A 12231-nucleotide genomic window follows, 5' to 3' on the forward strand; every position below is an offset into this window, starting at 1 on the left:
GTTCTTCGCGAGAGCTAGATGCCCCCGAGCACCACGTCTATCTGCCTCGAGATCGCGTCCCTGATCTGATCGGGCAGAGGGAATGCGATAGCCAGCGATGCAACCGGATTCGATCCGACGCTCCGGTTCGCCGAGCGCAGGTAGTAGCGCGCGTATCCGTCAACCAGCTCGGGTGAGACCTTCTGAAGCAGGATCGCTCCCCCTCGCACCGCCCCGGCGGAGATGTAGCGATCGAGAAGGCCGTTTCGCCTGTCGGTCGGAGTCACGTTGTCCTCGACAGCCGTCGCCACCTCGCGTCCGACCAGCTCGTGGGCGACGACGTAGATCGCCTCGATCGCGTCGGAGCTGCGTGCGGGGAAGGCCACCGCGGTGGCATTCTGGCGTTTGCCCGCACTCAGCGTGCGTCCCTCTCCGTCGAGCGGCAGCGAGAGAAGGATCTCGCCGCCCGCCTGGCGCGTGTTGTTCAGGAACCGCTGGAGACGCGGCCGGTACATGTTCTCCCAGATGCTCGAGACCTGGTCCAGCACGGGCACCCGCTCGCGCTGCTGCTGATCCCAGTACGCCTTGTAGAAGCGGCTGTTCTCGTCGCGGATTGACTGCGTGAAGAGACGCGCCCATTCACGGTCGGCGGGTACCGGGAAATATCCCGAGAGGAGGGCGATGAGATCCGCCGTTTCCTGGTTGCTTGCCGCACGCGGATTTCCGTCGGCGCGCACGAAGATGTCCATCGCCTGCAGCAGCTCGTTGAGTGACGCGAAGTAGAGCGGGATGAACTGCGCATTGACGAGAGATCTGTTCAGCGCGAACCGGCTGCGCAGCGTGGAGATGTTCGCGTCGAGCTGGGTGGTGACGTTCGCGCGCCGCTTGAGGTCGTTCATCTCTGCCTTGTACCCGCGGCGGAAGAAGGGCACCTGAGTCGTGTCGTCCTGGATCATGGCGAATCCGTGGAGCCACAGGTCCACATGTTCGCGGGCGTGGACGGGCCACGCGGTCGTCGGCGCCACCGCGCCGGTGTCGGTGGATCCAGTCGAGCCCATGCCCCCTACCGTCGCACAACCGGCGAGCACGGCAACGAATCCGGCCATCCATGTCCATCGCGCTGTTGAAAAACACATTGCAGTCCTCCGGGTTTACCGCGCCGAGGCGCGGATCAGAGCCCGGCGATCTTCGCGCGGGCTAGTGAAATGCCTCCACGATCAGCGCTATCCCCTGGCCCCCGCCGATGCAGGCGCTGCCGAGTCCGTAACGCTTTCCCTCAGCCCGGAGTGTATGCAGTAGATGGGCCGTGATTCTCGCCCCGGACGCCGCGAGGGGGTGGCTGATGGCGATGGCGCCGCCCTGACGGTTGAGCTTCGCGCGATCGAGCCCCATCTCGCGCTCTACCGCGCAAGTCTGGGCCGCGAACGCCTCATTGATCTCGATGATATTCATGTCGTCGAGTGAGAGGCCGGCTGCGGACAGTGCCTTGCGCGATGCCGGCACCGGGCCGATGCCCATGATCTTCGGATCCACCCCCGCGATCCCCCACGACACGAGACGGCCGAGCGGCTTCAGCCCCCGATCGGTGGCGAATGACGCGCTGGAGATGACGAGAGCGCCGGCGCCATCGCCGATTCCCGACGCGTTGCCGGCCGTGACGACGCCATTCTCGCGAAATGCCGGCTTTAGCTTCGCCAGGCCCTCGAGTGTCGAGTCGGGCCGCATGTGCTCGTCACGCGCGAAGGTCTCGACCTGCTTCGTCTTCGGATTCCGCACCGGGATGCCGATGATTTCATCGGCGAACGCGCCCGCCGCCCACGCATCGCGCGCGAGCTGCTGCGACCGAAGCGCGAATTCGTCCACGCTCTCGCGTCCGAGCTCGTACTTGTCGGCGAGATTCTCCGCCGTCTCCGCCATCGCCAGTCCGGCATAGCTGTCGGTGAGCGCCGCCCACAGAGTGTCCTCCAGCGGCGGCGACTTCCCGAACGGCACTCCCCATCGCACTCTCGCGATGTGAGGCGCCTGGGACATCGAATCCGCTCCGCCGACGAGACAGACAGTCGAGTCGCCCAGCAGGATCTCGTGCGCGCCGCTCACCACCGACTGGAAACCGGAGCCGCACAGACGATTGAGCGTCAGCGCCGGAGACTCCTCCCGGCATCCCGCCTTCAGTGAGACATGCCGCGCGAAATACGCCGAGTCGGCGCTGGTGTAGAGGACGTTGCCGAAAATCGTGCTGTCCACGTCGGCAGCTTCGATTCCCGCGCGCTCGATCGCCGCCTTTGCCGCGTAAGTCGTCAGCTCGGTCACCGGCATGTCGCGGAGCGTTCCGCCAAACGTGCCGAACGGCGTGCGAACCGCCGAGAGGAAGACGACCTCGCTCTTGCCGTTCGATGTCATCGTGATTCCGGTTTTAGAAGATTGATCCGATACGCGTCAGCCGACGCCGCGACCGCATGTCGCGCAGAACTTCCACCCTTTCTCCAGCTCGCTGCCGCACGCGGGACAGCGCGACACCGAGAGATTATTGCCGCAGTGCGGGCAGTAGATCACCGTCCGGCCTTCAGGAAGCGTGCCGCCGCAGAAGCGGCACCCCTCGGGAACGGAAGCGCTCATCAGCGACGACAGCGCCGCGGGAGCGGTTCTCGCCGCGTCTGCGACCGGCGCCGGCGCTGGTCCGGGTGATGAGACGGGGAATGTCGCGTTGATACCAGGGGCAGGTGACACCGAGCCCGGTGATTCGGCGACCGATCCTCGTGGGGTCTCCTCTGCCGCGACCGATCCATTCGCGGTCGGCGCGGCCTCCGTCCCGGACGCAGTCAGGGCGCGAATGCGACGCAACGCCTCCGGCGCGAGCGACACCTTCGAAGTGGCGAATTCGCGAAACGCGCCGGTGTCCATGTTGCGCGACTCCACCTCGGCCTTGAGCTTGTCGCGCATGGCGGGGTCGGTGAGCAGGTAGTCGCGCTCGCCGGAGAGCAGCCGCGTCATCGCGATCTCGTAATCCTGATTCGTTTCGATTCCGAGCTCGCGCCGGTGATGGCGGTAGGGAATCAGCGTCTCGTAGAGCTCCTGCACCGTGAAGGGCAGCGTCAGATACTCCGAGTGCCGGTGTCTGATGTTGCTCACCAGGCGATGAAATACGCGGTCTAGATCGTCCATACTCTCGGGCTTGGCTTGAATGTCCCGGGCTCGGGAAACGGCGCGGTATCCCTGAACCCATTTCTTCCTTCCCGTCGCGCCGCCATCCAGCTCTCGAACTCCGACGGAACGAGGCCTGCGGAGTTGGATTGTTCCGCCGCCGCGCGCGTGGCGAGATGGTTTGCGTACTCGTTCTGCGGTTGTCCGTTGTGGCCGCGAACCCAGTTCCACTGGCAGTCGAACGGCGCCGTCGCCTCGATGGCCTGCTTCCAGCGCGCGAGGTTCTCGATCGGCCCGGTCTTTCGCTTCCACCCGCGCGCGATCCAGCCGGCTACCCACGAGCGCATCCCTTCGACAATGTACTTCGAGTCGCTCGTGAAGACGACGTGGAACGGCCGCTCCATGCGCGACAGCTCGCCGAACGCCTCGATCACCGATCGCAGCGCCATCCGATTGTTGGTCGTCGCTGGCTCGGAAACCCAGTAATCCCATCTCACCAGCCGGCCGGCTTCGGCGTCCATCAGCTCGACCACCCCTCCGGCGCCGCCGGGATTGCTCCCCTCGCGGCCATTGCCGAGGCAGGACTCGTCGGCGTAGATGGCGATGAGCGCTGCTTCGTCATGCCTTGCGCTCATGTCGGGACGACCTGGAGCCGCTCGATCTCGTCGAGATGAAGCGTTATCTCGTCGCCGGTCGTGGGATGCAGGATTGCCACCGCTTCGCGCTGGCCTTCCATCCAGATGCGCTTGGGGACTCCGACATACTCGGTGCCGCGGCGGAAGATCGAGACACGCCGCCCATGCGTGATGGCGCTCTCGAGCGCGTCGTACTGCCTGTGTGTCAGTTGACTCAATCTCTCTCCATCATCCAGTCCACCGCGACGCGCGCCAGCACCGATGCTGCCCGCTCGATCTCCGCCACCGGCACGTACTCCTCGGCCGCGTGCGCCAGCGCGATGTCGCCGGGCCCGAAGCACACCGCCGGAATTCCAGCTTCGTTGAGCAGCGCCGCGTCGGTCCACGCACTCATTCCTTCGACAGGAGCGTCGAGCCCCTCGGCTCGCAGCGCCCGCTCGAGCGCGCCAACCACCGGCGCGTCACTCGCGACATCACTCGGTGCCTGCGCGGTTATCAATCTAACTGAGGCGGAAAGCTCGGGCCGCCGCGCCCTGACGCGATCGAGCCCCGAATTGACCTCGGCGAGAGCGTCGGCCGGCGTCTCGCCGGGCAACGTCCTTCGCTCGACCGACAACACGCACCGGTCGGGATAAGTGGACAGGCCCGTGCCGCCGGAGATCGTCGAGGCGTGAAGCGACGCGCGGCCAAGCAGGCGGTGTGTACGTGTGCGGAGCGGTCCGGCGTCGAGCTCGTCCAGATCTGCGAGCAACAGTCCGGCGTGGCGGATGGCGTCAACGCCGATGTCGTAGCGGCTGCCGTGCGCCGCGCGCCCGCTGAATTCGATCTCCATCCACACAAATCCACGATGCGCGGGACAGATCGCGAGACAAGTTGGCTCGGTGAGGATCGCGCGCTCGGCGGTGAGCCCGCTCGCGAGCAGGGCGCGCATCCCGAGACTCTCGTATTCCTCGTCCGTGACGGCGGCGATGACGATCTGCCGGCGCGCCTTGTCACCGCATTGTTCCGCCGCTCGCGCCGCGGCGACACACATCGCCGCGACTCCGGATTTCATGTCCGCCGATCCTCGGCCGTAGATGCGGCCGCCGGCAATCTCTGCCGCGAAGGGATCGTGCGACATTCCCTCGACGCCGACAGTGTCGAGATGCCCCGCGAACATCAGCGCCGGAGTGCCGCTCGGGCCGATCCGCGCGGTGAGGTTGGGACGGCCGGGCGCCGAGTTGGAGAGCTCGACCCGGAATCCCCAGTCGCCGAGCAGCCCGGCGAGCGACTGCGCGATCTGCTGCTCGCCCGGTCCGCCGGGGACGAGCGTGGGGTTTCTCGAATCAATGCGGGTGAGCTCGCGCGTCAGCGCGATCGCGTCACCGCGAGGGATCTGCATTGCGATCTGGCTCAACCGAGCTTCCCGCTCGCCGCGGACGCTCCGCGGCTTACCTGCGCCTGGCTTTCGCCGCCTTTTTGGGAGTGGGCTTTTTCGCCGCGATTTTTTTCGCCGCGGGTTTCTTGGCGGCTGGTTTCTTGGCGGCTGGTTTTTTGGCGGCTGGTTTCTTGGCGGCTGGCTTCTTGGCAGCTGGCTTCTTTGCAGCTGGCTTCTTTACAGCGGGCTTCTTTACAGCTGGCTTCTTCGGCGCGGGCTTGCTCACCTTCTTCACCGCAGGCTTTGCCGGTTTCGGTGCCGGCTTCGGTGCGGCCTTCGCTGGAGCAGCCGGTTTCACGGGAGCAGCGTGCTTCGCCGCGCCCGAAACGTGCGCTGGTGCCGGAGGCGCGACGGGCTTCCGCTTGGGTTGATGCTCCTCGACCTGGCGAATCAGCTTGTCGGCCTCTTCCTGCGTCATCTGTCCGCGCCGTACCATATACTGGACGAGGTCACGAGCACTTTCGATCACGAAGCCGCTCAGGCCGGCGGCGGCGTTCACGACGTCCTTCATCGCCGCGGCCATCTTGCTGCCGGCCTCGAGGCTGATCTCGTGGGCCTTCGCCGCCATCTCGGCGACAGTATCCTTGACGTCGGCACCACGGTGGCCGGGACTCCGCCTGGGCGGAGTCGGCGGAGCGCCGTCGGCTGGGGCCGCTGGGGCGGCGGGGGCTGCGGGGGCTGCGGGGACCGCGGGCACCGACGGTTTTTGGTTCTCAGCCATCACACGCTCCTGATCTATTGACGGGTCGCGATTCGATTATTCGGGGGAAGGTTTCACACCTCACGAGACATTTCCGCCACGCTCGGCGGCAAGAGGTGGGAAACGGCGCTAAGTATATGATTTTCCGTAACTAAAACAAGTAAGGATAAGGTAGGACTATAGGTGGCTTCGCCCTCGGGTGACCGCACGATCGTGGCACAAACACCAAGACATTATAGCAACATTACCAAGACATCATATGCTCAATCACATGAAATGCCTCGATCTGTCGCGCGTGCTGGCAGGACCCCTCGCTACTATGATGTTGGGCGACCTTGGCGCACAGGTCATCAAAATCGAGAAGCCCGGCACCGGTGACGACACCCGCGGGTGGGGGCCGCCGTTCGACGATCGGGGTGAGAGCGCGTACTACCTCTCGGTCAACCGGAACAAGAAAAGCGTCGCTCTGGATCTCGATCAGCAATGCGACAGGGAGCTCATTCTGGAGCTCGCCCGCGGGTCCGACATTGTGGTGGACAATTTCCGCCCGGGCGCTCTCGAGCGACGAGGGATAGATCCGCGCCGGCTGGTCGAGGAGAACAGCGGTCTCATATGGTGCACGATCACCGGGTTTGGGGAGAACAATCCACGCGTCGGCTACGACCTCGTCGTCCAGGCGGAGAGCGGGTGGATGTCCATCACCGGCGAGGCGGAGGGGGAGCCGATGCGCGCCGGCGTCGCTCTGGCCGACATCATTGCGGGCAAGGACGCGGCGATCTCGATTCTCGCCGCTCTCGTCGCCAAAAGCGTTTCCAGCGGAGCGCTTCCGCCGGAAAAGCGACGCATCCACATCTCTCTTTCGGCCAGCGCCACCGCCGCGCTGATCAACGTCGCCCAGAACTCACTCGTCACCGGGCGTGACGCCAGGCGCTGGGGAAACCAGCATCCCAATCTCGTGCCGTACCAGCTCTTTCATGCCGCCGACCGGCCAATAATCGTCGCGGTCGGAAGCGACTCTCAATGGAAGGGATGCGCGAGAGCGCTCGGGCTCGACGCACTGGCCGATGACGTTTCGGTCTCCACTAATGCCGGACGGCTCACATCGCGGGATCGCATCGTCTTAGCCGTCGCCGAAAAACTGCGCGAGCGTCCCGCGGCGGAATGGATCGCGAAGCTCGACGCAGCGGGCGTACCATGCGGTCTGGTGAAGACGGTTCTCGAATCGCTGAGCGAAGTTTCCGTCTCCCCTCTCACCGGAATCGCGCCGAGCGTGCCGGGGGATGTGCGGCTTCCGCCGCCGCGACTGGATGAGCATGGAGAGGAGATTCGGCGACTGCGATGGGGTGCGTTCGACCGCTGAACGCTCCGACTTCCCGTCTATCGGGGATTCGACAAACGCATTACACTAGCGGCGTGACTACAACCGCACCAACGGCCCCGCCTGTAGACCAGGCCGATGCGGACCAGGAGATCATCAGTCGCGTCCTTGCCGGATTCAAGGACGCATTCGGTATCCTGATCCAGCGTTACAGCGATCCGCTCTATCGCCACGCACTCGGCATGACGGGCAGTCCCGATGTAGCCGAGGACATTTTGCAGGCGAGCTTCATCAAGGCGTACCAGCACCTGGGTGAGGTGCGCGGCAGGTTCGACGCGTGGCTGTTCAGAATCGTCGCGAATTCGTGTAAGGACTGGCTGAAGAACATTCGCCGGACGCACGTCAGCTACGAAGAGGACAATCAGCCGTCTTCGTTCTCGAATCCCGAGGAGGAGCTGGATCGCAACGAGCTGCGTTCCGATCTGGAGTATGCGCTGGCGCGTCTGCCCGAATCACTTCGCGAAGCGTTCGTAATGAAACACGTCGAAGGCAGGTCGTACGAAGAGATGGCGGTGTTGCTGGAAACCACTGTCGGTGCGCTGAAGATGCGTGTGCATCGCGCCCGCGAGGCGCTGCAGTCATTACTCGAGGAGAAGTACGCATGAGCGACGAGACCCCGGACGGACCGGCCCCGGAACAGCGGGTCCATAGAAAGACCCCGCCCGCGACGCCGGCAGTGCAGGCGTGGCTGGATGGCGAGCAGCCGCGTGAGGGTCTGGCGACCGCGGACGAGCAGGAGACCGCCGAGCTCTGGGCGCGCATCAACAGCGAGGCCGAGCAGCTTCGCCGCCGCAATACGCCGATTCATGTGCAGAGCCGTATTCTGAGCTCGCTTCCCGACACGCCCATGGTCGCGGTGGATGTTCCCCCGAAGGGATTTCAGCTTGGCACCGCAGTGGCGGTGATCGGTGGAGTGATCATCGTGGCTATCGGCGCACTCATTGGATTCATGCTCGTGCGTTGAGAACCGGATGTTTCCTTTCAGTGCCAGTCTCGCCAATGCTCAGCGGGACTGGCATTTTTGTTAAAGCGGCCTGCCGTTTGCATTCTTCCAGGCCGACGGATTGAACATCTTGCTCACTCGAAGGGAGGGATGATGAAGCTCAGGATGCTGGCTGTAGCCGCCGGTTTCGTAATGCTGCCGGTGATTGCGGGTGCGCAAGGCACCCCCACGGATACGACAAAGAAGGATACGACAGCGATGCCTGCGCCCGCGCCGGAGCCCGCACCCGCGCCGGCGCCGGCGCCGATGGCGAGCATGGCGGCAAAGGATTCGAGTCTCGAAGCCAGGCCGGTGCCGCCGTCCGATGGCACCACTTGTCCATGGGGCTGCCCCACCTCCAAGGGCGCGGCAGGACTCACCGGTCCGCAGTTCCTAGCTCTTCAACAGGAGCTGAGAGACCGCAGTTGCGGCATCAGCCATGTCACCGGCCGTCTCGATGCGTCAACCCGCACCGCAATCCGCAACTGCGCCAAGAAGCTTGGTGTAGCGAACAACGCGGCCGCGGTTCTCGTAGCGATGGACGTAGGCTATTCGGCGGCTGACATTCCGGCGGGCGGAAGCGGCGACCAGTAACACGGCACACCGCGGCTGAGCCCCGACGGGCTACGCGGGGAAGGGCAGCTGCAGTTGTGTGGAGGGGGTGGGGCGCTCATCGGGCGCGTCATCCCCTTCCTCGTCGTCAGAGCGTTTGCTCCAGCTGGCGACGCGGTACTTTGCGCAGATCCGGTCGAAGAACCGCGCCAGCCCGTCGCGGTATCGCTCGCTCGCGTGATGCGAGTGCGCGTAAGTGTTGCGGTAGCGCTCCTCGAGATGCGGGAATTCCTGCGCGATGAACGGCAGGTAGCGATCACGCGCGGTTGCCCGGAGGCGAAGCGCGCACGCGCCGACGTATGTCGCTCCCGCTTCCGACACGCGCTTCACCAGCGCTTCGATGTCGGACGGGTTGTCGGTGATGCCGGGAAGCACCGGCATGCAGTTGATGCCCGCGGGTATTCCCGCCTCGCGAAGTCGGCCGAGCGCGCGAACGCGGGCCTCAGGGGTGGGTGAGCGGGGCTCGAGACGCCTTGCCAGATCGCGCCTCAGCGTGATCAGCGAAATCTGGATGGTGAGATCGGAGATCCGGTTGATGCGCGACAGCACGTCAATGTCGCGTGTGACGAGCGGGCTCTTGGAGATGATGCTGATCCTGAGGCCCGGATGATCCGCGAGAACTTCCAGAATCCGCCGCATGACACGGAATTTTCGCTCGGCCGGCTGATATGGATCGGTCGCCGTGCCGATCACGATCGTCTCGCCTTTGAGGAGTGACAGATGCTTGTCGCTTCCCTGTCTCAGTGTCCGCGCGAGAACGTCGGGCGCGTTCTGCTTGACGAAGATGTTGCGCTCGAACGCGAGCCAGGGCGGCATCGCGTCGTACCGCTCCGAGAGGACGCTCTCCATCCGGTCGTCGGTCGCCGCCCGCTCCATCACGTAGCGATGCGCGTATCGGGCGTAGCAGTAGGCGCATCCGAACGCGCACCCGACGTAAGGATTGATGGACCAGTAGCCCATTCCCGTCGTCTCGGGCCCGTTGAGGACGCTCTTCGCGAACGCGGCGTAGTAGCGGATGTCCTTCTGCTGTCCGATGATCGGGAGCATGCGGGATTCCCGCTCGTACGCTTCACCGAACAGCGCTTCCTGCCGAATGCCGCGTCCGCCCGCCGGCGTTTGCCGAGTCCCCGCCATATACCGAACATAGCCCGAAACAGGAACGGGCGCGAGAATACTTGCTATCTTCCCGCTCGCACCGCTGTCCAATAGTGGCAACCATGAGGACGAGTCATGCCAGAGCTCCTATCCGACATCGCGATCCAGCGCGATCTGGGCAATCTCCCGGGGTGGTCCCGCCGCGGAGACGTGCTGACGAGGCTGTACCAGTTCCGGAATTTCGTGGACGCGATGGTGTTCGTGAATCGTGTCGCGGAGCTGGCTGAGAAAGCGAACCATCACCCCGACATTGACATCCGGTACTCGAAGGTGACGCTCTCGCTGAGCACCCACGATGCTGGCGGCATCACGCAGAACGATCTCGATCTGGCGAAGGCGATAGACGGGGGCGGATCGTCTGCTCCAGGCGATGGGAGCTCGCTGGCCTAGTTCGTCCCGATGCTAGCTCCGCCGGCCACCGAGTATGCGGATGAAGGCCAGGAACATGTTCAGCAGATCGAGATAGATCTGCACCGCCGCGCCGACGTACTCATTTGGCCCGTACACGTTGCGAATGCGCCACGTGTCGAACACGAGGAGCCCGCTGAACACGAGAACCGTGACGCCGGCGAGCCATAGATCGAGCGCCGGATTACGGAAGAAGAAGTTGAGCAGCATGGTGCCTATCACCACCCACAGGCCGACCATGAAGAAGCTGCCCCAGGCGCTGAAGTCGCGCCGCGATACGAACGCGTAGCCGGTGAGCACGCCGAACGATCCGATCGTCAGCACCGCCGCCTGCGTGATGAGCCCCGGCTGCTGCTGCCCGTACACGTACAGCATCGGCGAGATGAACACACCCTCGGCGAACGTGAACAGCAGCACCAGCCCGATGTTGGCGGGGAACGCGTCGCGCGCGCGCATCGCGATGAGGAGCGGGGCGAAGGTCGCGATCATCGCAATGAACGGATGCTGCGCGACGGCTCCCATGAGACGTGGCTGCGACAGCGCGAACATCGCGCCCGCGATCGTGATGAGTATGCTTACGAATACGAGCGAGTAGGTGCGGCGAACGAGCGTCGCGCGCTCCTCGCCGGTACGAACGATTGTCCCCGCGGGGAACGACACGCCCATCATCCAGCTCCAGTGTTTGGGAATCAGACCTGATTATACACCGCGGTACAGCGTTGGGTGCAGGGGTCGGCGCCCCGTAGTGGGTCAGTTTCGAGTTGACAGGATGGAGGCGAGCCACCCTGCGAGCCACCCTGCGTGCCACGGAGACACGAAGACACGGAGAAAAACGCTTTAGAGGGAAAGGCGCTTCATGCCGTTGATCAGCCTGCTCAGGTTCCCAGCAAAGACAATCTTCGTATGTCGATTCCAGCAATCCAGGTCCGAGGTGTCGATGCACTTCTATCGCAGTGCCGATAATACGTTCCGTGAGGCTCTCGGTCTCCTTATGACTCAGGCTCATATTCAATGGAGGCCCTCAGCACCGCACTATGCGTGGTCCCGCAGTTCCCCCAACAACCGTTTTTCCCTCCGTGTTCTTCGTGTCTCCGTGGCAAGTGCAGAGACATGGCTAAACTGACCCACTACCCGGCGCCCGCGCGGTGAATCAGCCGCCCGTTCTCCCCTCGAGGCGATCGAGAAGACGCGGCAGATCCTCGATCCTGTCCAGATACTCGGCGGGCTTCGCCGGCTCGAGCTGCTCCCTCGTGAACGGGCCCCACATGGCGGCGACCGACACCACGCCAGCCGCGTTGCCGGAGAGAATGTCGTATGGCGAATCGCCGACGAACAGCGCTTCTCTGGGCTCGTATCCAAGCTCCTTCAGAGCAAGTCGAACAGGGAAGGGGTCGGGTTTGTGGATCTCGCAGGAGTTCATGCCTATTCGCGTCTGCATCATCTCCAGTGCGCCGAGCCATGCGAGGCCGCGGTCCATCATCTCGTTCGACTTGCTGGTGACGACGCCCATCGGGTGCCCGCGCCGCTCGAGCTCGAGAAGAGTTTCTTTCACACCGGGATAGGCCAGCGTGAGGGCGTCGTGGTGCTCGCGCTGGAAAGTCCGGTATTTCGAGACAATGGCTTCGATCTCGTCATCGGAATCGACATAGGCGGCAAGCTGCTTACGAAGGGGAGTCCCAAGGGTGGCGATCCATTCCTCGTCGGTTGGGGCCGGCGTCCGTCCCTCGAAAATGTGACGGACGCACTTCAGCAGCAGGCCGATGGAGTCTATGAGCGTGCCGTCGAGGTCGAAAAGGACGGCAAAAGGGCGGGGCGGTTTCATGA

General features: G+C 64.2%; 15 protein-coding genes. 5 read left to right on the plus strand and 10 right to left on the minus strand.

From position 1 onward, the window contains the following. Positions 1–14: 14 nt before the first annotated feature. The 7 genes from Q7S20_03990 to Q7S20_04020 all read right to left on the minus strand — a co-directional run bounded on the left by Q7S20_03990 (position 15) and on the right by Q7S20_04020 (position 5893). Complete coding sequence (locus Q7S20_03990; GenBank protein ID MDO8500985.1) at positions 15–1115, minus strand: hypothetical protein; 1101 nt, start codon at positions 1113–1115, stop codon at positions 15–17. Between the two features lie 61 nt (positions 1116–1176). Then, a complete protein-coding gene (locus tag Q7S20_03995; GenBank protein ID MDO8500986.1) occupies positions 1177–2379 on the minus strand; it encodes an acetyl-CoA C-acyltransferase in 1203 nt (400 codons plus the stop codon). Between the two features lie 36 nt (positions 2380–2415). Next, positions 2416–3108: a zinc ribbon domain-containing protein gene (locus tag Q7S20_04000; GenBank protein ID MDO8500987.1), complete on the minus strand. Its 693-nt coding sequence runs from the start codon at positions 3106–3108 to the stop codon at positions 2416–2418. Between the two features lie 20 nt (positions 3109–3128). After that, positions 3129–3755, minus strand: coding sequence for a ribonuclease H (locus Q7S20_04005; GenBank protein ID MDO8500988.1), 627 nt, complete (start codon positions 3753–3755; stop codon positions 3129–3131). Next, complete coding sequence (locus Q7S20_04010; GenBank protein MDO8500989.1) at positions 3752–3973, minus strand: hypothetical protein; 222 nt, start codon at positions 3971–3973, stop codon at positions 3752–3754. The genes Q7S20_04005 and Q7S20_04010 overlap by 4 nt, the downstream gene beginning before the upstream one ends. Beyond that, positions 3970–5151 carry an ArgE/DapE family deacylase gene (locus tag Q7S20_04015; protein ID MDO8500990.1) on the minus strand — a complete coding sequence of 394 codons (1182 nt, stop codon included), beginning with the start codon at positions 5149–5151 and terminating at the stop codon, positions 3970–3972. Before Q7S20_04015 ends, Q7S20_04010 begins: the two co-directional genes overlap by 4 nt. A gap of 34 nt (positions 5152–5185) precedes the next feature. After that, entirely contained in the window at positions 5186–5893 is a 708-nt protein-coding gene (locus tag Q7S20_04020; GenBank protein ID MDO8500991.1) for a hypothetical protein, read from the minus strand. A 250-nt stretch (positions 5894–6143) separates the two neighbouring features. On the opposite strand from Q7S20_04020, the gene Q7S20_04025 reads away from it, so the two are divergent. The 4 genes from Q7S20_04025 to Q7S20_04040 all read left to right on the plus strand — a co-directional run bounded on the left by Q7S20_04025 (position 6144) and on the right by Q7S20_04040 (position 8826). Continuing rightward, complete coding sequence (locus tag Q7S20_04025) at positions 6144–7232, plus strand: CoA transferase (protein ID MDO8500992.1); 1089 nt, start codon at positions 6144–6146, stop codon at positions 7230–7232. 53 nt (positions 7233–7285) lie between these two features. Next, the gene (locus tag Q7S20_04030; GenBank protein MDO8500993.1) at positions 7286–7855 is read left to right on the plus strand and encodes a sigma-70 family RNA polymerase sigma factor; all 570 of its coding nucleotides are present in this window, start codon (positions 7286–7288) and stop codon (positions 7853–7855) included. After that, the gene (locus tag Q7S20_04035; protein ID MDO8500994.1) at positions 7852–8214 is read left to right on the plus strand and encodes a transmembrane domain-containing protein; all 363 of its coding nucleotides are present in this window, start codon (positions 7852–7854) and stop codon (positions 8212–8214) included. Before Q7S20_04030 ends, Q7S20_04035 begins: the two co-directional genes overlap by 4 nt. A gap of 129 nt (positions 8215–8343) precedes the next feature. Next, positions 8344–8826: a hypothetical protein gene (locus Q7S20_04040; protein MDO8500995.1), complete on the plus strand. Its 483-nt coding sequence runs from the start codon at positions 8344–8346 to the stop codon at positions 8824–8826. Between the two features lie 30 nt (positions 8827–8856). Here Q7S20_04040 and Q7S20_04045 read toward each other — a convergent pair whose 3' ends face one another. Then, entirely contained in the window at positions 8857–9978 is a 1122-nt protein-coding gene (locus Q7S20_04045) for a radical SAM protein (GenBank protein ID MDO8500996.1), read from the minus strand. Between the two features lie 96 nt (positions 9979–10074). Here Q7S20_04045 and Q7S20_04050 point away from each other — a divergent pair, with 96 nt between their 5' ends. Continuing rightward, on the plus strand, positions 10075–10389 hold the full coding sequence (locus Q7S20_04050; GenBank protein MDO8500997.1) for a 4a-hydroxytetrahydrobiopterin dehydratase: 315 nt from the start codon (positions 10075–10077) through the stop codon (positions 10387–10389). Positions 10390–10401: 12 nt separating this feature from the next. Here the strand turns inward: Q7S20_04050 and Q7S20_04055 are convergent, their stop codons facing one another. After that, a complete protein-coding gene (locus tag Q7S20_04055) occupies positions 10402–11076 on the minus strand; it encodes a Bax inhibitor-1/YccA family protein (protein ID MDO8500998.1) in 675 nt (224 codons plus the stop codon). A 481-nt stretch (positions 11077–11557) separates the two neighbouring features. After that, positions 11558–12229 carry an HAD-IA family hydrolase gene (locus Q7S20_04060; protein MDO8500999.1) on the minus strand — a complete coding sequence of 224 codons (672 nt, stop codon included), beginning with the start codon at positions 12227–12229 and terminating at the stop codon, positions 11558–11560. Between the last annotated feature and the right edge of the window lie 2 nt (positions 12230–12231).

The organism is Gemmatimonadaceae bacterium (assembly GCA_030647905.1).
Classification (GTDB): Bacteria; Gemmatimonadota; Gemmatimonadetes; order Gemmatimonadales; family Gemmatimonadaceae; genus UBA4720.

Bases quoted from the DNA above. Each gene is read 5' to 3' on its own strand.
- Q7S20_03990 (MDO8500985.1), bottom strand. From the start codon at position 1,115: ATGTGTTTTTCAACAGCGCGATGGACATGGATGGCCGGATTCGTTGCC.
- Q7S20_03995 (MDO8500986.1), bottom strand. From the start codon at position 2,379: ATGACATCGAACGGCAAGAGCGAGGTCGTCTTCCTCTCGGCGGTTCGC.
- Q7S20_04005 (MDO8500988.1), bottom strand. From the start codon at position 3,755: ATGAGCGCAAGGCATGACGAAGCAGCGCTCATCGCCATCTACGCCGAC.
- Q7S20_04020 (MDO8500991.1), bottom strand. From the start codon at position 5,893: ATGGCTGAGAACCAAAAACCGTCGGTGCCCGCGGTCCCCGCAGCCCCC.
- Q7S20_04025 (MDO8500992.1), top strand. From the start codon at position 6,144: ATGAAATGCCTCGATCTGTCGCGCGTGCTGGCAGGACCCCTCGCTACT.
- Q7S20_04035 (MDO8500994.1), top strand. From the start codon at position 7,852: ATGAGCGACGAGACCCCGGACGGACCGGCCCCGGAACAGCGGGTCCAT.
- Q7S20_04040 (MDO8500995.1), top strand. From the start codon at position 8,344: ATGATGAAGCTCAGGATGCTGGCTGTAGCCGCCGGTTTCGTAATGCTG.
- Q7S20_04045 (MDO8500996.1), bottom strand. From the start codon at position 9,978: ATGGCGGGGACTCGGCAAACGCCGGCGGGCGGACGCGGCATTCGGCAG.
- Q7S20_04050 (MDO8500997.1), top strand. From the start codon at position 10,075: ATGCCAGAGCTCCTATCCGACATCGCGATCCAGCGCGATCTGGGCAAT.
- Q7S20_04055 (MDO8500998.1), bottom strand. From the start codon at position 11,076: ATGATGGGCGTGTCGTTCCCCGCGGGGACAATCGTTCGTACCGGCGAG.
- Q7S20_04060 (MDO8500999.1), bottom strand. From the start codon at position 12,229: ATGAAACCGCCCCGCCCTTTTGCCGTCCTTTTCGACCTCGACGGCACG.